This window comes from Nostoc mirabile CHAB5784 (assembly GCF_020829645.1).
GTDB lineage: Bacteria > Cyanobacteriota > Cyanobacteriia > Cyanobacteriales > Nostocaceae > Nostoc > Nostoc mirabile.
The window spans coordinates 63,985-84,024 of the sequence record NZ_JAIVFS010000007.1 but is presented as its reverse complement, the minus strand read 5'-3'; the positions used below and the strand labels follow the sequence as shown (position 1 = coordinate 84,024).

The following is a 20,040-nucleotide window of genomic DNA, read 5'->3' as shown; positions in this document are numbered from 1 at the left end:
CAAAACAAAATTTACGAAAGCGTTGCGGGGCGAAGCCCATTACGAATTACGAATTACGAATTACGAATTATTTGACTTTAGCGCGAAGCCCTGGAAGTTACTGATCTTTGCAAATTAGCTAGAGCGCGATTGTAATCCAAAATAGCTGCAATTCGATTTCCTTCTGCTCTTGTCAGGTCATTTTCAGCAGAGATCACCTCTGTTTGAGTACCCACACCAGCTTGGAACCTCAGCCTTGCTAAATTCAGAGCTTCCCTAGCTTGATTTAAAGCCACAGTAGAACTCTGCACATTATTTAAATTGGATTGTAATTGAGAATAGTACTGTTCTACATCAAAGCGAATTAGGTCGCGCTGGCTACCAAATTGACTCTCTGCGATCGCAATATTAGCTCTCGACTGAGCCGCGCTTGCTCTTGCTGCTCCCCCATCAAACAAAGTGACATTTCCTTCAAGTCCCACTGAATAGCCATCAGTAATGCTGACGCCATCATCATAGCGATCTAGCAGATTGTAGTTGGCTGCCAAACTAATTTGTGGCCCTAGCTGTGAAAGTGCCTGTCGTCGCCGTTGCTCATCAATGTTACGTTGTGCTAATTGCTGTTGCAGTTCTGGACGATTTTGAAATGCTCGGAGAATAGTTTCTTCCAGTGTTGGCTGCCAAAGGCCCGCTAATTGTACCGGATCTGCCGCAGTGATATTAACCGACTGTGCCAAACTTAACCGAGTTGCTAACCGACGACGAGCAATTTGCTGGTTTGAGATAGCATTAGTCAGTAGTTGTTGGGCGTTTGCTAAATTCACCTGAGCTTGCAGCACATCGAACCGCGTACCCACTCCAGCCTGTTCTCTTGCTTGGGTATCCCGCAAACTAGCCTGGGCATTTTCTACAGCAGACCGATTAATTCGTACTTCTTCATCTGCTTGTTGCAAATCGTAATATTCAGTAGTAACATTCAGATCGACTTCCAGAGATGTGCTTTCAACATTTAATTCATCTACCCGTAGCTGTTCCTCTGCGGCTCGGATAGCAGCTTGTCGGTTCCCAGAAGTGTAGAGGCCATAATTCAGTTGTGCTGAACCATTGAAAGAGGTGCTGGCTTGAGATGAATTGCTAGTAAAACCATTACCACTGTTAATTAAACTACTGTTGATTGCAAGAGTAGGAAATAAGGCAGCTTGAGACTCGCGTAGGGACGAGCGACTGCGTTCTAGCTCTAATATGGCTACCTGTAAGTCTCGATTGTTGCGTTTTGCTAGTTCTAAAGCTTGTGCCAAACTGATTGGTACATTTCTCTGAATCCTTACTTCTTCCGGTTTGGTAGGAAATTGGAGAGGATTGGGATTGGGGTTGAGGTAATCGGGAACCTGTACAGCGCTTGAGGAATTCTGCGGTTTTGGGGGAGTTGCTGCACTTGCTGCATTTGGAAAAAAAATAGCGATGCCTGACGGCAAGGCTACCGCCAACGCTACGCTAACCCAGGTAGAATGCACGAACAATAAGCTGAAATTCATAAATAAATCTAGTCATTAATTAGGTTTCTTTGAGGGAACAATCAAAAGTTTTCATCCTGATTGACCTACAGAAATTTAAATCTTAAATTCCCCCTCCAAGGGTTGATATTAACAAATTAGCCTACAATCAAGCCATCCTGAACTCGAATAATCCTTTTGGTTTGAGCAGCGATATCTGGTTCATGAGTGACAATCACAATCGTGATCCCTTGGTCATTAAGTTCTGTCAGCAAACTCATCACCTCATGGGAAGTTTCAGTATCTAAAGCTCCTGTTGGCTCATCTGCCAAAACTAATGCAGGTCGGTTGACCAAAGCACGAGCGATCGCTACCCGTTGTTGTTGCCCCCCAGATAGTTGACTCGGACGGTTAAATATGCGTTCCCCTAGTCCCACCTTTTCCAAGGCATCTAATGCCCTTTGACGGCGTTTTGGCTTAGGCAAGTTAGCGTAAACCATTGGTAACATAACATTTTCCAGCGCTGTTGCCCGCGCCAATAAGTTAAATTGTTGGAAAACAAAACCTATTCTTTGGTTACGAATATAGGCTAATTCATCATCATCAAAAGTCGTCAGGTTTCTGCCTTCAAAAATATAGTCTCCAGTTGTCGGACGATCCAGACATCCCAAAATATTCATGAGCGTGGATTTACCCGAACCTGACGCACCCATAATCGAGACATATTCCCCTTCTTCAATAGAGAGTTCAATTCCCTTGAGGATTGGGACACTAACTTCTCCCAAGTAGTAAGTTTTAGTAATAGATTCCATCCAAATCATTGTTGGCATAAGAATTAGAAGTTAGGAATTACGAATTACGAATTACGAATTACGAATTACGAATTATTTAGTCGCTTCTTAAAGCAGTAATTGGATCTAATTTAGATGCATTCCGTGCTGGAATTACCCCAGCCACTAAGCCAACGCTCAATGAGAGTCCAAAGCCAGCAATGATCGACAATAAAGAAATTACAAAGGGGAATTTGAAAGTGTTTGCAGCTATAAAGGCTAATAAAATACCAGTGACCATCCCAATACATCCGCCAACAATGGAAATCACGATCGCTTCAGTTAAAAATTGATTAAGTATTGCAGAATTTGTGGCTCCTACGGCTTTGCGAATCCCGATTTCTCGCGTCCGCTCAACCACGGAAACCAGCATAATGTTAGCAATACCGATTCCACCAACCACTAACGAAATTCCAGCGATCGCTACCACCATTACTGTAAATAAACCCACAATACTAGTGAAGGTACTAACAATATCAGCTTGATTGGTCAGCCGAAAATCATCAGCTTGCGGCGGATAAATGTTGTGACGTAGCCGTAAAAGATTGGTAACTTGAAACTGAGCGGCTTCTAACTGTTCCTGATTAGCGCCTTTAACTAAAATTCCATTTACAGAAACACCTACCAGGGCATTGTTCCCAACTAGTCTCTTCGACATACTAGTTAGAGGAATGAAAACCTGGTCATCTCGATCCATCGGCCCCTGAGAACCTTTAGGTTCCATCACCCCAATTACTTCATAAGCCTCTCCCTGAATCCGAATTTTCTCACCGATAGGATTTACACCCTGTCCAAAGAGTGTTCTTTGAACTGTAGGGCCAAGAATAGCTACCTGTGCGACAGTATCTAGTTCTTCTTGAGTAAAATATCTCCCTTGTTGGGGGTGGGTATTTCTAATTTCTGGGTAGTTCAAATCTGTGCCATAAATGGTTGTTGAGGTGTTCTGTCCTGCATATACAACTTGGGCGTTGCGTTGAAGATAAGCAGAAACCATCTGTGCTGATGGTGCTTGTGTAGCGATCGCTTTTGCATCTTCCCAAGTCAAGGTGCTGCTAGAACCTACTCCTTGACGGACATTCCCGCTTCTTGCCGCACCCGCTAAAATTTGGATGACATCTGTACCCAATGCTTGTATCTGTTGCTCAACCCCTTTTTGCACTCCCTGACCAACAGAAGTAATGGCAATAACTGAAGAAATCCCAATAATTACGCCCAACATAGTTAGACCTGTGCGTAATTTGTTACTCCACAGAGTCTCTGCCGCCATTGTCAAGATTTCCAGCAACGGCACTGTGCGAGTATTCTTAGTTTTGTAAAAGCCTTTAAATATCTTAAACATAAAGTTTTATTTGAAACTCAATACAATTCAGTTAAGCATTTCTTCCTTCTCTTCCTTTGCGTCCTTGGCGTCCTTGGCGGTTCGTTAAAAAACAGGACTTACGCACAAGGAACGGAAAATCGAACCACAGAGAAGCCAGTGCGTTGGGCGGGTTCCCCGACTTGAAGCAACTGGCGCGACGCAGAGGACACGGAGGAATAAGAGTTTGAGAGGTTTTCTGCGTAAGTCCTAAAAAAGTTGAACCTTTTTACTCGACAGTTGAACCTTTTTACTCGGCAGTTGAGCCTTTTTACTCGGCAGTTGAACCTTTTTACTCGACAGTTGAACCTTTTTACTCGACAGTTGAACCTTTTTACTCGGCAGTTGAGCCTTTTTACTCGGCAGTTGAGCCTTTTTACTCGGCAGTTGAGCCTTTTTGCTCGGCAGTTGAGCCTTTTTGCTCGACAGTTGAGCCTTTTTACTCCCCTTTCTGTTCCATACCCCCTGCTCCCTTGCCTCTTTTTAACTAAACCGTATTGATTTAAAACTAACTTTAAGGGGAACTACCGCCTTGACGACCACCACCAGAACGACCACCTCCGCCTCCGCCTCCTCCTAGACCAGGGAAAACTCCTCCTCTTGGTGTTGATTGCGGACGTGATCCTGGTGGGAAACTGAGCAATACCCTTTCGTTTCCTGTCAATCCAGATTTAACTTCGGTAAAGTTATTCGCGCTGACACCAGCCTCAATGGGAGTAAATACAGGTCTGTTATTCTTTCCTGCCACAAACACACCTGTGGCATTTTCTTGCCGCACCACCGAGGCCGTTGGCACTACTAAAACATTTTGAACTTGGCCGGCTTGAAAATCTACTTCCGCATTCATCCCAGATCGCAGTAGCCTTTGAGGGTCTGAAAGTGATACTCTCACTTCAAAACTGGTGACGTTTTGCTCTACTATTGCTTGGGCAGCAATTTGGCTCACTTTACCTTCAAAGGTTTTTCCTGGGTAGGCATCTGCCTTAATCGAGACTTTTTGACCAAGGCGGATTTTGGAAATATTTGTTTCCGCTAAATTTGCGACAACTTCATTTGTTGAAGCTAGAGACAAGATTGAAGAAGAAGAAGAAGAAGCTACTTCACTACTGGCAGTTGTAGGTGTCACGAAAGCGCCGGGATCAGCAAACTTCTTTGTCACCACACCATCAAAAGGTGCGCGAATAATTGTGTCATTGATTTGGGCTTGGATATTTTGCAGCGAACCGCGAGCAGATGTTACCTGGGCGCGGGCTGCGTCAATATCTTCAATGCGCGTTCCGGCTTTTAGAAGTGCCAAAGCTTGCTGTCTTTGCTTCACCACAGCTTGTGCTTGCTCGATGTCTTCTGGACGTGACCCGGCTTTTTGCAGAGCCAGTGCTTGCTGTGCTTCATTTACATTAGCTTGGGCGCTGTCGCGATCGGCACGGTTTTGGTTAAGAGTCTGAAGGGAAATACCGCCTGCATTGTAAAGTTGTTGATTACGAACAAAATTATCTTCTGCTTGGCGGAGGACGGCTTGAGTGCTTTGCAAGCGTGCCTGTGAAGCAGCAATATCTTGAGAGCGATTGCCTGCTTGTACCTTTTGCAGATTCGCCTGGGCTTCGTCTAATACTCCTTGTGCTTGAGCAATATCTTGAGGGCGATTGCCTGCGATCGCTTTTTGCAGATTCGCCTCGGCTTGTGCCAATTGTCCTTGAGCAGACGTGAGTTGCCCCCGCAGGTTGGAATCATCCATGTAAGCGACAATCTGTCCTTGTTTGACGATATCTCCTTCTTTCGCCAGCAGTGTTTTCAAGATGCCGGAATTTTTCGGGCTGAGGTTGATTGACCGCTCAGGTTTCACCGTTCCGTTCGCTGAAACTGTGATTGTTAAACTCTGCCTTTCTACAGGCTGTGTCAGCACCCGGCGGCTGGCTTGTTGACGGGGAGCAACCGTTACTTGGTAATAAACGGCATAGCCAATTCCACCCAAAAGGCAAAGAGCAATTAGCCAAGAGAGCCAATTATGTCCCCCCTTTTTTTTCTTTACCTCTGGAACCAAAACTGGTGAATCTACGGTTTTATTTGTATCAATTTTCATATCTGATTTGTCTATAAAGAACGGCTAAAACTATAGCCTGCTAGCCTTATACTGACAATGATTTTGAGTTTTTAGTGTTTTAAAGGTTTATTTGCAGTACCAATCCACTAGGAAGTCTGAAGTAATCATCACGCACTCTAACTAATCTCCCAGCAGGAACAATTTCCTGATTAGGAAGAAGAATATCCCCGTTGGGAAGTCTATTGCGATCGCCAACAACGTAGACTTTCGTCTGGGCACTTGCAGGCGCAGTCAAGAGAGTGGGAACAATGATCAGGGCAGCAGCAGCTAAGACTATCGATATCCGGTTTGCTTTTAACATGGAATTGATTCCTTATTTGCATTAAAGTTATATTTTGCTGAGGTTTGAATTCAGCAATCTTTAGACAGTTATTTTTGTTTTGGTATGAAGGTGTTTAATATTTACCTCTTCGTATAAATTCATACATATTAATTATTGCTTAAAACGTCCAAAGCGATGTATGACCAAAGTCATTAGTAATTCCAGACTGATGTATGACCAAAGTCATAAGTTTTTTTAATAGGGAGTGGGGAGTGGGGAGTAGGGAGTGGAGAATGGGGCATTGGGCACTTGTACTGAGCGATTTGTGCCGAGCGAACGCGAATAGCGTCTCCAAGAGTTGCCGAGGTAAGCCGAAGTATTGGGCATGAGAAAGAGGATTTGGGGACAAGGGGAAAGACTTATTGCAAGTTCTCACCTCTTGTCCCCAAGTCTCCCCTGCCTCCCCTGCTCCCCCTGCCCCTCATCCCCACTCCCTCGTGCCTTTCTTTGTAAGATTTTGCTACCGTCAACAGCGCAGATCGTTTAAGCTAGCTGAAAGATTCTTTGATTAGTGGCTTAAAGGCGGTAGTGTGCCTAAACATGTTCGTTTGATTTCTTTTCTAATGGTCTGTAGTTTATGGAGTATGCCAAAAGCCGCTAACGCGCAGGCGTTAATACCCCATACATTGCAGCTAGATGCGACAAAGTTAGAGAAGCAGGGGTTGAGCTTGGCACAGGAAGCGGCTCAACTGGCTCAGTTTCAACAGGTTGAATTAGCTTTGCCACGAGCGCGGCTGGCTAGTCAACTCGCTCCTAAGAATGATAAAGTTTGGTTGCTCTTAGGTGGATTGCAACTGCAAACTAAAGAGTTTGACGGGGCGATCGCTAGCCTGAAAAAAGCGCAATCTATCAACCCCAAAAATGGTGATATTTTGTTTGCTTTGGGTTCAGCTAATTTTCAGCAGAAAAATTACCAAGCAGCTGTTGTCAATTACCAAGACGGTTTGAAGTTAAAACCCAATGATCCAGAGGGGTTGTTTAATTTGGGTAATGCTTACTATTTGCTGGGTCGATTGCCAGATGCGATCACACAGTACAATACAGCAGTTTCTCAAGATAAAAAATTCTGGCCGGCGCTCAACAATATTGGCTTAATCAACTACGAACAGGGTGATATCCCCGAAGCGATTAAGCGATGGCAATCTGCTGTAAGCCTTGATAAGCAAGCCGCAGAACCTTTGTTGGCTTTGGCAGTGGCACTGTATACTAAAGGCGATGCCTCCGGCGAGCTACGCTTACGCCAACAAGGATTAAGCTTGGGAGAAACCGCACTCCGCATCGATTCGCGCTATGCTAATTTGAATTTTCTCAAAGAAAATCTCTGGGGCGATCGCTTACTGTCTGATACGAAAAAATTCTTAGAATTACCTCGTATTCAAGCAGCCCTACAGCAACGAGAAAACTCATCATCAGCCCCTGGACAACAGCCTACTCAATAGGAGTGGGAGTGGGGAGTTAAAAGTTAGGAGTTAGGAGTTGGGAGTTAAATATTTCAACAGTTATCAGTTAATTTGTCCGTTGGGAGTCAGAGTCCCCCACAACTAACAAGTGGTCTGTTTCAGTCGGGTGGTCACGTAGGTCTGCCGAAGTGTCAAATCCCTGACTGAAACCGCGATCACTGTTTACTGTTCCCTGTTCACTGATTTAACTCCTCACTCATAACTCCTAACTCCTAACTCTCTTATTACCACTTGCCTAATTGCACCTTTTCGTAGTACATCTATACTAAACTGATTAGATACAGGAACTAGTACAGGTCGGCGGAAATAAACCTACCATTTCATTACATCCAGAAAGCCCAAATTAAAGCATGTGTGACTTTTGACTTCCGCCTTGCGGAACTAGTCGCCCAAAAATGTTTGCGGGCGAGTATTCCTGAAATAAGTCGTCAATTCTCAGTGGTCGTCTGTGGGTAGAAGTGCGATGATTTGGTCAACAAACTGTTGATGGTCAACAACTGGCTTAGAAATGTAACCATCAGCGCCGCTTTGCTTGAGAAAGTTTTCGCGATCGCCTTCCATAGCATGTGCCGTCACCAAAATAACGGGTAAGTTTGCTGTTTTTGGATCAGCTTTTAACATTTGTGTAATTTTGATTCCATCCACAGATTTACCTTGGTAAACACTTCTAGACAGAGAAACATCCATCAAAATCAGGTCGGCTTCTCCTGATTGGGCAATTTTTATTACTTCTTCCACATTTTCAGTGTGTTTCACACCCAAGCCGCCACGCTTGGACAAAATTTTGGAAAAAACACGAGCATTAATTAGATCGTCTTCGACAATTAAAACAGTTTTCATGAGATTTTTAGTTATAGAGGTAGAGGTAAGGTGATTAGGCAATTGAAAATTTAAAATGAGAAAATGCAGTCATGGCAAGTATCCTGGCTATGGAGTCAATACAAATTAAGTGTGCAGCAGATTATCATTCGATTAAAACAGCTATCTGCTATCTGTTTCCTTTTTAATAGTCAATGTACATCCTGTCATCAAGGATGATACTACTGCTTTTTCTTTTATGACTATCAATATTTTGTTAGGAATCCCATTTCATCCGTTATGCTGTGGTTGCTGCAATATTGAGTTCCGACGGCTTTAGTGTAGTTAAATTTCAGGGAAAAAACTCATGGCAAAACAGTTAAACCTTCTCTCAACGGGACAGGTAATTACAACAGCCCTGCATACCGAGATGCAACGGTCTTACCTAGAATATGCCATGAGCGTGATTGTCGGGCGAGCGCTACCAGACGTGCGTGATGGCTTAAAACCAGTGCATCGCCGTATTTTATATGCCATGCACGAACTCGGTTTAGTACCAGATAGACCCTATCGAAAATGTGCCCGTGTAGTGGGTGATGTGTTGGGTAAATACCATCCCCACGGCGACCAATCAGTTTACGATGCTTTAGTCAGGCTGGTACAGGATTTTTCTAGCCGCTATCCCTTGCTGGCAGGACACGGTAACTTTGGCAGCGTCGATAATGACCCGCCAGCAGCGATGCGTTACACAGAAACGCGCCTCGCACCCATCAGCCATGAGGGAATGCTGACAGAAATTGGCGAAGAAACTGTGGAATTTGTCGGGAACTTCGATAATTCCCAGCAAGAACCAACGGTGTTACCTGCTCAGTTGCCGTTTCTGTTGCTCAATGGCTGTTCTGGTATTGCCGTGGGAATGGCGACGAATGTACCACCCCATAACTTGGGGGAAGTTGTCGATGGGTTAATTGCCTTAATCGACAATCCAGATTTGCCAGATGAAAAATTATTTGAGTTAATTCCAGGGCCAGACTTTCCTACTGGTGGAGAAATAATTGGTGAGGCGGGAATTCGGGAAGCATACACCACAGGTAAAGGTGGGATTCTGCTGCGGGGAGTTGCGACTCTGGAGGAAATTCCAGCCACAAGGGGAAGCAAGCGACGGACGGCAATTATCATTACAGAATTGCCTTATCAAGTGAATAAGGCTGCCTGGATTGAGAAGGTAGCGGACTTAGTAAATCAAGGTCGCTTGCAAGGAATTTCTGATCTTCGGGATGAAAGCGATCGCGAAGGGATGCGGGTGGTAATTGAACTAAAACGCGATACCAATCCCCAAGAAGTTCTCCAGCATTTGTATCATCAAACTGCTTTGCAAATGACTTTTGGGGCAATTCTCCTAGCAATAGTAAATGGACAACCCCGCCAGTTAAGTTTGCGTCAACTATTGCAGGAGTTTTTGAGTTTCCGAGAAGAGACGCTGAACCGTCGCTACAATTACGAGTTGGAAAAAGCCCAAAGTCGTGTGCATTTGGTGGAAGGTTTACTCAAAGCACTATCTAATTTGGATCAGGTAATTGAAATTTTGCGGCAAGCTCCCGATGGAAGTACGGCAAAAATAAACCTTTGTAGCCGACTAGATTTGAGTGAGGTACAAGGAGATGCAATTTTGGCTATGCCGTTGCGTCGCCTCACCAGTTTAGAACAGCAAAATTTGCAGCAGGAATTTGAGCAGATAAGTGAACAAATTAGATTGTTGGAGCTATTACTGAGCGATCGCCGAGAATTACTCAAGGCACTGAAAAAAGATTTGCGATCGCTCAAGCGCAAGTACAACGATCCCCGGCGTACTAAGCTAGCGCCTACCAGCAGTGACACAAGGATACAAGAGGACAAGGGGACAAGAGGACGAGTAGAGGAAGAAGAGGAACTTAAATCTTCTGAACCAGCAGAGGAAGCGGTTTTAGAATTTACCCAACGGGGTTATGTGCGCCGCACCCAGCCATCTGGGAAAAAGTCAAAAGGTGAAAATGGTCTGCATGATAATGACTTCATTATCCAAACTGTTTTAACTGACACAGAAAAAGACTTGCTAATACTAACTGGTGGCGGCAAAGTCTATCCTGTGAAGGTAGGAGAAATTCCCCCAACCACTGGACGTTCTCCACGGGGAAAACCTTTGATTACCATGCTCAGTAATACTGCTCAAGGTGCTCAAGAAGCTGTAGTCAGCCGCTTTTTGCTGCCGGAAAATCTCGAAACTAAGCAGATGATTCTCCTAACAAAACAGGGACGGATTAAGCGGCTGCCTCTGGGAGAATTTACTAACTTGACTCGGCGCGGAATCACGATTTTGAAGCTCAAAGACGATGATGAATTGTCATTTACCCAGTTCACCAAACCAGGGGAGCATCTGATTTTAGCTAGTTCCGGTGGGCGACTGTTGCGCTTTGCAGTTAATGATGAACAATTACCGGTCATGGGCCGCACAGCGATGGGTTTACAAGCATTTCGGTTATTGAAAAATCAGCAAATGGTTGGCTGTGTCACCGTCGGTAAAGATGACCAGCTACTGCTAGTCACTCAAGAAGGATATGCCAAACGAATGCCTGCGAGCCAGTTAAGAGCGGCTAATCGCGGCGATTTAGGCACGCAAGCGCTGAAATTTGCCAGCAAAACTGATAACTTAGCTGGTATGGTTATAGCGATGCCTTCTCTACGAGACGCTACGCGAACGGCGGGCTACGCCAACGCATCTGGCGAGGTAGCTTTAGTGACGAATAAGGAGCGGGTAGTGCGGATACCTGTGGAAACAGTGCCTATTTTAGGTAAAGATGTCAAAGGTGAAAGCATCCTCCAACTCAACCGTGATGAAAAAATCATCACAGTCGCCGAAGTGCGATCGTAAATTAGGGTGATGTTCAACTTACGACAAGCCAACTTGGGGGATTTAGAGGCGCTGATCCAACTGCGTCTCGAACTCCTGTGGGAGGCTGGCGATATAAAAGGTAACTCTGACACCGCAAACCTAGCAGAAGCAACTCGAAAGTATTTTGCTGAAAAAATGCCGCAGAATGAGTTTTTAGCTTGGGTAGCTGAAGTGGATAGTCAAATTGTTGCCACTAGCGGCTTAGTATTTTTTCAACGACCCCCCTACAACGGCAATCTTTCAGGCTTAGAAGCCTACGTTATGAACGTTTATACAATTCCGATGTGGCGAGGACAGGGAATTGCTACAGCACTCTTAAAGGAAATTATCAGCTTTGTCAGAGCAACTGAGGCAAAACGCCTCTGGCTTCACGCCACTGAGGATGGTAAACGTATCTATGAGAAGCTTAGTTTTGTCTCAACTTCAAAAGAAATGGAAATTGTCTGGTATTGAGCTAAGTATTTTTGACTCCAAATATCTCTAGAAATTATCAAATATTTTTTAATTTTAAAATAACAAACTCATATAAAATCAAGCAATACAAGTTATCTACTTGAATAATACTGTCAATAAGCTATATTATTTATGACAGTAAAAATTTATATAACATTTCTTCTACCTCAGGAAATCTCACTGAAGGCAGATGTTTTTATATGTATAAATAGCTATTTCTATTTATGTCAAGGTATGGAAACAAAAGTATAAAAAATGTTGCCTTTATAAAAATATTTGTTATATTAGTTTACATAAGGCAATAAACCTTAAAAATAAAGCTTGGAGTCCGAACCATGACAAATGCAACCACAACAAAAGTAACTACTCCTGTAATTGAAGATCGCAACGCTTGGCGCTGGGGCTTTACCCCACAAGCAGAAATTTGGAACGGTCGCTTGGCAATGATCGGCTTTTTGGCAGCCGTTTTGGTTGAGCTTTTTTCTGGTCAAGGCTTTCTACATTTTTGGGGCATCCTGTAAGTTTTAATATCTAAGATGACCTATAAATAAAAAAACCTGGAGTGCTAATTCACTACCAGGTTTTTTATTGTTTTGTCATTTGTCAGTTGTCATTTGTCCTTTGTTTATTTACTAATGACCAATGACTAATGACTAATTGACTACCGAATATATTCTTTGAGAACGCTGTTACGATTTGGGTGGCGTAACTTGCGGAGTGCTTTCGCTTCAATTTGACGAATGCGTTCGCGGGTGACGTTGAAAATCTGTCCGATTTCTTCAAGAGTCTTCATCCGACCATCATCCAAGCCGTAACGCAGTCTGAGAACATCGCGTTCACGAGGACTTAGACTGTCGAGGACTTTTTCAAGGTCTTCGCGCAGAAGATTTTTGGAAACTTGGTCTTCTGGCGTTTCACCATCGGATTCAATAAAATCGCCCAATCGAGAATCTTCTTCTTTACCAATGGGCGTTTCTAGTGAAATGGGTAACTGGGCGGATTTAGCAATAAACCGCAACTTCTCAATGGTCATTTCCATGCGAGTGGCGATTTCTTCTTCCGTGGGTTTGCGACCCATTTCTTGAGACAGTAACTTGGTAGTTTTCTTAATCCGAGAGATGGTTTCGTAAAGGTGAACTGGAAGGCGAATTGTGCGGGATTGATCTGCGATCGCGCGGGTAATTGCTTGACGAATCCACCATGTAGCGTATGTAGAAAACTTATAACCTTTTTCGTGGTCAAACTTTTCAGCGGCACGAATCAAACCGAGACTGCCTTCCTGAATTAAGTCTTGGAACGACAAACCACGATTCATGTACTTCTTGGCAATTGAAACTACAAGACGGAGGTTAGATTGCACCATCTTGTCTTTCGCCCTGCGACCAACATGGAGGCGATAACGAAAAGCTGGCAAAGGTAGTTGTACTGCTTCTGCCCATTCACTATCTCTAGGATCGCGATCTAACTGTTCACAGAGTCTTTCCCGCACCCTCTCTAATTCCAGCAAATCGGCTATTTTCCGCGCCAATTCAATTTCTTCGTCTGCCCGCAACAGCCGAATTCTACCAATCTCTTGCAAGTAAAGCCGAATTGAATCTTCGGTATAGTGCTTCTTCTTGCTTTGTGTCCGACGACGCGATTTAGCGGCTTTTCCAGACTTTGCGTCGTCCTCATCAGACTGAGGCTCTAAAAATTCCTCGTCACCTTCATCGATGATCAGCAAGTCCTCTTCATCGTCTATTAAGAGTTCTTCTAACTCGAGCTCAGGCTGATTCATTATTTCTAGTTCAGGCTGATATATGCTTTCGAGTACGTTGTTAGCCTGGTTCATGCCGCGTTCCTCATGCTCCTTGCAGAATCAATTACTCAAGATGTGTTTACTGCTCTTTTAAACGAGCTATTCATCAACCGAAAATAAGCTTTTTGGCAGATTTGCCAGAGATATTTTCGGACGTTTTACACCTCCGGTCGGAGGTTTTTTACTTTAGTTTAAGCGATTACTAAAAGTGACTTGCTCATCTTAGTAAATGTTATGTGTGTTGCTATTACACACTGCTTTCAACTAACTGGTCAAAAAAAAGACTCGCCTTTATCAAAAAATTTGCCATTCTATACTAATTAATTCAGACTGTTGGCAGATTTTCCTAGAAAGACTCTTCCGATTGTAGCCTGTTTCACAGAAATTGCACTCTTTTTGTGTATTAATCATGAACTTCTAAAGCAATTATTAGCCACTATTACCAAAAAGACATTAAAAACGGGAGTTATACCCTTAAATTTTTCTCCACTTTTCCCAATTGCAGTGACCCTCTTATTACATTACAAAGTAAGTACGTTTGCTTTTGCCGAATTTCATGTATTTTACACAACATTAATTACTTAGAAAGAGTGAATTTTATGTTAACTCAAACGATTCGTCTTAATCTACCCATTTTTACATTTCCTTCACAAATTACGCATTCCTTAGACTAAAGCGGTTCTTGACCTTGGGTAAATACAACAAGGGTGATGGTGTTTGCCTTAAAGCAGTTAACCTTCTGCGTACTAATTACCTTAACTGAGGAGTTGAGGCTCTGGCAGAATCGACCTGATAGCAGATCAATTTAGGTTTAACTAATTTGGTCTTATTCACACGTTAGCGCACTGTGGCGATTTCAGCCCTATGAAACTTGACAAACTTTTCTTATTGTATACAAGGATATTTTAATCAATACAAAAAGAATTTGTCCTGCGAACTCGCCAGTATAGTCTTATTTAAGGCAAAAGTTCATTAGATACATCCGATACAATAGCGATCGCCACGGCAGTACATGAAGATATTAACAAGTTTGCTGCCAGATGGTGTCCGCTTCCAGTAGGCATTACCTCGAAGAAGGAGAACCTAGAAGATTGCCTGATGATTTGGTTACAAACTTGATTTACGTAAGCACTTTGTAAACTTAAAGACTTTTATTTCGGTAAGCTTCTGTCATCTTATTATGAGAAATCCTCAAAATACTTATTAATTGCTGTTTGATAGATGAGATTGAGTTATTTTCTTAAAGCATAACAAATGTGTTTCTAGCTGGTGGACAAAATAAATCAGCCAGTCAGTGCAAAGAGTATTATCTTAACTAAACTTCCATAAAGTTGGTAGTTTAGCTAACACTATAAGATTGAACTTTTGTAAAATATTGACAATAAGCAAATTATATGGTTATTGACTAAGTGAAAAATTTAGAATTTTTGTAGTTATGTCGCACTGACCTACGACTGGCGTGGTAAAGCAACCTAATTTTTTTATTGATTGTTAGCGTCTAGTTCAAAGTCAGGATGGCTTTCAAATCTAGCCGTAGTACTCGACCAATCCAAAAACGAAGGGTGAAAGCAAGCAGGGGAGGCAGGGGGAGAAAAGAACTTGGTTTTCTTAGCATAAACCCCGCAAAGTTGGCTTTACAGACTACTACTGGTCTGTTTCATTAATTTTGAGGGGTGAACAAGTTCGTAGTAAGGACTTTAGTCCTAGATAGGACTTACGCAAGAGTTACGGAATAACGAACCTTATTAGGCGCAGAGTACACGGAGAAATCAGAGTTTGAGAGATATTTTGCGTAAGTCCTACTAGATTTTTAAGCACTTCAGTGCCTACTACGAACCCAGCAAATTTAATGAGACAAACCACTACTAGTCTGTAAAGCGAAGTTTGAAGGGTAAAAAAACGAACCGCAAAGGACGCAAAGAGCGCGTTCGCGCAGCGTCTCGCAGAGAAGTATAAGAGGTAAAGAAGAGAAATTTAAAACTGATTTACCTATCAGAACTAATGGGACAGACTACTAGTGGTTTATGTCATTAATTTTGAGGGGTGAAAAAGTTCGTAGTAAGGACTTTAGTCCTAGATTTAGATTTTTAAGCACTGAAGTGCTTACTACGAACCCAGCAAATTTGACTTGACAGACTATTAGCGGAAACTGGAAACTATCAGCAATGCTTGAACTACCGTGGTGTTGGGGTGGTTTTTAGACTTGGGGGAAAATTAGGTGGCAGAAGTACCTGGTCAACTATATGAACGATGCCGTTACTAGCTGGGATGTCTGGCTGAGTCACTTTAGCGTTGTTGACTGTGATAGAGTTGCTGGCACGATCAACCGTGATTTTAACGGGGCTACCCTCAATTGTTTTAACTTGTCCAGATGTCAATTGTTGGGAGGTAATTCCTCCAGGTATAACGTGGTAGGCCAGAAGCTTAACTAATTGTTTTTTGTTTGCTGGCTGTAAGAGTTGGTCTAAAGTAGTTTTTGGTAAAGCAGAGAAAGCGGCGTCAGTAGGTGCAAATATTGTGTAAGGGCCTGGTGCAGAAAGTTGTTCAGTTAAGCCTGCGGCTTGCACTGCTCGGATAAGGGTTTGAAACTGTCCCTGACTGGCTGCTGACTTTGCCAGTTCTGCTAAATTTTGGGTGGCAATGGTGGCAGTAGGAGTTGGGGTGATAGGAGGGACAGTTACTGTAGGAGTTTCGACAGGTTGAGCGCACGCAGACAGAGCAATCAAGCTACTTATGCCAATAATATTGAACAATATTTCTACTATGCCTTTGCTCGCTTTCATAGCTTTGTGCAGAATCCAGTGAAATAGGGTATTAACAATACTTATTGAATTTATGGATATAGTCACTCATCTAACGACATAGTTTGTAGTAAGAAAAATATTAATACAAAAGATTTACGCATTTACTAATTTGTCATCAGCCAAAAGAGATAGTTTTTATAGCAATTTTTAGATATAAAAAAGGTAATGGGTGAAAACGTATCACTCATTACCAATGTCACAAATTATTGAAGTCGTGCCAGAGAATTGATATTAAATATCTAAATCGGTGAAGTTGAGTTTAGAACCATAGGTTTCGATGAATTCTCGTCTGGGTGCGACGCGATCGCCCATTAAAATTGTGAAGATGCGATCGGCTTCGGCAGCGTCCTCAATTTCGACTTGCTTCATTTTGCGGGTTTCTGGGTTCATTGTGGTGTCCCAGAGTTGTTGTGGCATCATTTCACCCAAACCTTTGAAGCGTTGGATGGTATAGTTGGCGTTAGCAGGGAATTTGGCGATCGCTTGATTTTTTTCGCGATCGCTATAGCAGTACTCATGATTACGTCCCCGTTCTACTTTAAACAGTGGGGGACAAGCAATATAAATAAAGCCTTGTTCGATGAGCGCTCGTTGATATCGATAGAAGAATGTTAACAACAAAGTCCGAATGTGCGCCCCATCTACGTCAGCATCCGTCATAATGACTATGCGGTGATAACGCAGTTGAGTGGAATCGAATTCATCACCTTTGACACCTAAACCGAGGGCTGTAATTAACGCTTGAACTTCGTTATTTTTATAGATTTTCGCGTCGTCGGTTTTTTCAATGTTGAGAATTTTACCACGTAGAGGCAAGATAGCTTGAGTGCGGCGATCGCGTCCTTGTTTGGCGCTGTTATGGACAAATACACCACTCGCCAAAGCAAAGTTGTGGGTATGAGGAACTTCGATGTCGTAAACGTCTACCTTTTCTTCTAAGCGTTCTATAGAAACAACGCGATGATTATAGTTAGCAACTGCTTCACAAGCAAGAGCTTGATTATCTTCAAAGTAGCGCTTACAAAACGTATCGAACTTTAACAGAGACTTGTCTTGTGTCTGTAGACGGTAAGCTTGATAAGCATCTAATTCAAGCGCACCTTGTTCAATTTCGATTTGCTTGAGAGCAGCAATAGTTTTGCGATAGTAGGTTCGCTGTAAAGCAGCGTGGCGTTTGGTACGGAATTCAGGCGTCCATTGTTCCTGTGTTTTTTCTCGCCGCCATGCCAACAAAGCCTCATCTTGCCATTGTTGCTTGGCTAGAACTGAGTAAGTCTCACGCACCTCAGGATTATTAGCAAAATAATTGCTAACTCTTTGAGCTTGAGCTAAACAATTAGTTTCATCATTCCAATAGTTTTGCTGTGCTTGATTAAGATGTTCGCGGTTTTGCTGACGATAAGTTTCGTTATTGTCATAAAACTCGCGCCATTTGCCAGTCATATAGGCTTTGTAAGCTGTCGAAGCCCATTGCATCTTAGCCTGTTGTGACAAAATCTGTCGCGTTTGGGGCTGCTGCATTCTTTGGCTCATCTTGGCGCGAAATTCCTGACTCTGATGAATTTGGCGGCTCTTTTCAATTACATCTGGTCGATGTAATGTTTTTTTCAGGTGTTGGCGATGCAGATTTAAGTGTACTTCACGATACATCCGCTTGATGTTTGTCGGGTTGTTATTGAGTTTGTTGAAATCAACATGATGGTGATCGCTGCCATCTGACGACTTATAGACACCATGCTCAAGGTTGTAAAAATCTGCCAGCAAATGAGTGTAAATCCACTTATCATTCAATGGATTCCAAACCATTTCGTAGCCAATAAGTGCCGTTCCCCCTTCATTCTTCTGCGATATCTGACGATGTAAAGGCATGAGCGAGTCTTCTGGAGTCAGTAATTCTGCTGCCTTATAACTGCCATCTCGCAACATATGTAGGTGATCCGGTGTACAGATTAGGGTTTCCCCATTATCTAATGTAATTTTGATGACTTCGGCATTGGCCTTTGTCATTCGGGCATTGATGATTCTTTCTATCCCAATATTCCCACTTTCTCTGATTGTGTAGCAAAAATGCTCCTTTCCCATCGCCTGTTCGGTAACAATTTCTTCAAGGCTAAGATTACGTCCATCAGCTAATGCTACTAGCGTACTACCAATGTAACATCCACCGGCTGAGTCCCCTTCCACGATGAATATCTCAGATTCGCTGGGATCACGAGAACTACAATCCGCCAATTTACCAGGTAATGGCGAAGATTCCAGTACGGATTTGCGTCTGACTAATTCCCGCGCATGACGCGCTGCTTCTGCGGCTTTGAAAGCTTGGATAGCTTTATCTAAAATTGAGTCTGCGATCGCCGGGTGAAATTCTAAGTACTCGGTGAGGACTTCTCCTACCAAAGAATCAACAATCCCTCGAACTTCAGTGTTACCGAGTTTGGTTTTGGTTTGTCCTTCAAATTCTGGATCTGGAACTTTAACGGAAATTACCGCAGTCAAACCTTCGCGGACGTGTTCGCCACTGAGGTTAGGTTCATTCTCTTTAATTTTATTGCGCTTGCGAGCGATCGCATTTAATGTCCGAGTCAGAACTGCTTTCAACCCTTCTAAGTGCGTACCACCATCTACTGTACGAATATTGTTGGCAAAACCTAGAACATTATCCGTATAAGCATCAGTACACCACTGCAAAGAAACTTCCACTTGTACATTGTTGCGTTCCCCCTGCACATAGATAATTTCTTCATGCAGTGGCTGCTTCTCGCGGTTCATGTAAGCGATATATTCTTTAATACCACCCTTGTAATTGTAGGATTCTACTTTAGGTGTATCGCTTTTTAGTAATTCAAGACGGTGGTCAGTAAAGGTAATTTTGACACCTGCATTCAGATACGCCAACTCCCGTAAGCGACCTGATAAAGTGATGTAATCAAACTCAATGCTAGTTGTAAAGATTTGGGTATCTGGCTTAAAGGTGACAGAAGTTCCAGTTCTAGCTTCTTTGTAAGGCTTGACTTGCAGTTCACTAACCGGGATACCGCGTTCATAGCGTTGGAGATGAACCTTTTTATCTCGCCAAACTGTAACTTCTACAACCTCAGAGAGGGCATTAACAACAGAAATACCAACCCCGTGCAATCCTCCAGAAACTTTGTAACCACCGCCGCCAAACTTACCACCGGCGTGCAGTACCGTCATTACGGTTTCCAAAGCCGATTTTCCGGTGCGCGAGTGAGTATCGACGGGAATACCGCGACCATCATCTGTTACAGTTACTGAACCATCAGCGTTGATATCCACTTCTATATGAGTGCAATGACCCGCCAAAGCCTCATCAATTGAATTGTCCACCACCTCGTAAACTAAATGGTGGAGTCCTCGCGGCCCAGTGGTACCGATGTACATTCCTGGTCTTTTGCGGACGGCTTCCAGACCTTCCAGAACTTGAATCTGATCGGCACTGTAACTGCTCGTCATGTAAACTCTCCTGATGCGTGGGGTTGAAATCGCCTAAAGGCAAATAAAAGTAAAAACACTCCAAAATTGTAACACAAAAGCCTTGCTGGCGTCTGTAGGGCATTTTCAAGAGAAGTTTATACTGGGGTTGCACTACCGTGGAAGAGGGGCACGGGGAGGCAGAGGGGCAGGGGGAGCAGGGGGCAGGGGGCAGGGGGCAGGGGGAGAATAGCTTAATGACTAATGACTAATGACTAATGACT

At 43.3% G+C, this 20,040-nt stretch carries 13 protein-coding genes; 4 read left to right on the top strand and 9 right to left on the bottom strand.

The window, feature by feature from the left end; translation table 11 throughout:
* Nucleotides 1-77: 77 nt before the first annotated feature.
* The 5 genes from LC653_RS07435 to LC653_RS07415 form a co-directional block, all read right to left on the bottom strand.
* Complete coding sequence (locus tag LC653_RS07435) at nucleotides 78-1,514, bottom strand: TolC family protein (RefSeq protein WP_229493785.1); 1,437 nt, start codon at nucleotides 1,512-1,514, stop codon at nucleotides 78-80.
* Nucleotides 1,515-1,630: 116 nt separating this feature from the next.
* Nucleotides 1,631-2,302 carry an ABC transporter ATP-binding protein gene (locus LC653_RS07430; protein ID WP_308189050.1) on the bottom strand — a complete coding sequence of 224 codons (672 nt, stop codon included), beginning with the start codon at nucleotides 2,300-2,302 and terminating at the stop codon, nucleotides 1,631-1,633.
* A gap of 58 nt (nucleotides 2,303-2,360) precedes the next feature.
* Nucleotides 2,361-3,641 (bottom strand): ABC transporter permease, encoded by a 1,281-nt coding sequence (locus LC653_RS07425; protein ID WP_233715439.1) that lies wholly within the window; start codon nucleotides 3,639-3,641, stop codon nucleotides 2,361-2,363.
* Between the two features lie 532 nt (nucleotides 3,642-4,173).
* The gene (locus LC653_RS07420; protein ID WP_229493783.1) at nucleotides 4,174-5,739 is read right to left on the bottom strand and encodes an efflux RND transporter periplasmic adaptor subunit; all 1,566 of its coding nucleotides are present in this window, start codon (nucleotides 5,737-5,739) and stop codon (nucleotides 4,174-4,176) included.
* A 79-nt stretch (nucleotides 5,740-5,818) separates the two neighbouring features.
* Nucleotides 5,819-6,061, bottom strand: a complete 243-nt coding sequence (locus LC653_RS07415) for a hypothetical protein (RefSeq protein ID WP_229493781.1) — start codon at nucleotides 6,059-6,061, stop codon at nucleotides 5,819-5,821.
* A gap of 551 nt (nucleotides 6,062-6,612) precedes the next feature.
* Here LC653_RS07415 and LC653_RS07410 point away from each other — a divergent pair.
* Complete coding sequence (locus LC653_RS07410) at nucleotides 6,613-7,521, top strand: tetratricopeptide repeat protein (protein ID WP_229493779.1); 909 nt, start codon at nucleotides 6,613-6,615, stop codon at nucleotides 7,519-7,521.
* Between the two features lie 456 nt (nucleotides 7,522-7,977).
* Here the strand turns inward: LC653_RS07410 and LC653_RS07405 are convergent, their stop codons facing one another.
* Nucleotides 7,978-8,382, bottom strand: a complete 405-nt coding sequence (locus LC653_RS07405) for a response regulator (RefSeq protein ID WP_229493777.1) — start codon at nucleotides 8,380-8,382, stop codon at nucleotides 7,978-7,980.
* A 325-nt stretch (nucleotides 8,383-8,707) separates the two neighbouring features.
* On the opposite strand from LC653_RS07405, the gene gyrA reads away from it, so the two are divergent.
* From gyrA to LC653_RS07390, 3 genes are all read left to right on the top strand, one after another.
* Complete coding sequence (gene gyrA, locus LC653_RS07400) at nucleotides 8,708-11,248, top strand: DNA gyrase subunit A (RefSeq protein WP_229493776.1); 2,541 nt, start codon at nucleotides 8,708-8,710, stop codon at nucleotides 11,246-11,248.
* A gap of 9 nt (nucleotides 11,249-11,257) precedes the next feature.
* Complete coding sequence (locus tag LC653_RS07395; RefSeq protein WP_229493774.1) at nucleotides 11,258-11,722, top strand: GNAT family N-acetyltransferase; 465 nt, start codon at nucleotides 11,258-11,260, stop codon at nucleotides 11,720-11,722.
* A gap of 335 nt (nucleotides 11,723-12,057) precedes the next feature.
* Entirely contained in the window at nucleotides 12,058-12,243 is a 186-nt protein-coding gene (locus LC653_RS07390; protein ID WP_109009401.1) for a CAB/ELIP/HLIP family chlorophyll-binding protein, read from the top strand.
* Nucleotides 12,244-12,383: 140 nt separating this feature from the next.
* Here the strand turns inward: LC653_RS07390 and rpoD are convergent, their stop codons facing one another.
* From rpoD to gyrB, 3 genes are all read right to left on the bottom strand, one after another.
* On the bottom strand, nucleotides 12,384-13,553 hold the full coding sequence (gene rpoD / locus LC653_RS07385; protein WP_196525044.1) for an RNA polymerase sigma factor RpoD: 1,170 nt from the start codon (nucleotides 13,551-13,553) through the stop codon (nucleotides 12,384-12,386).
* Nucleotides 13,554-15,694: 2,141 nt separating this feature from the next.
* Nucleotides 15,695-16,303 carry a fasciclin domain-containing protein gene (locus tag LC653_RS07380; RefSeq protein WP_229493772.1) on the bottom strand — a complete coding sequence of 203 codons (609 nt, stop codon included), beginning with the start codon at nucleotides 16,301-16,303 and terminating at the stop codon, nucleotides 15,695-15,697.
* A gap of 252 nt (nucleotides 16,304-16,555) precedes the next feature.
* Nucleotides 16,556-19,726 carry a DNA topoisomerase (ATP-hydrolyzing) subunit B gene (gene gyrB, locus LC653_RS07375; protein ID WP_443689852.1) on the bottom strand — a complete coding sequence of 1,057 codons (3,171 nt, stop codon included), beginning with the start codon at nucleotides 19,724-19,726 and terminating at the stop codon, nucleotides 16,556-16,558.
* Nucleotides 19,727-20,040 lie beyond the last annotated feature (314 nt).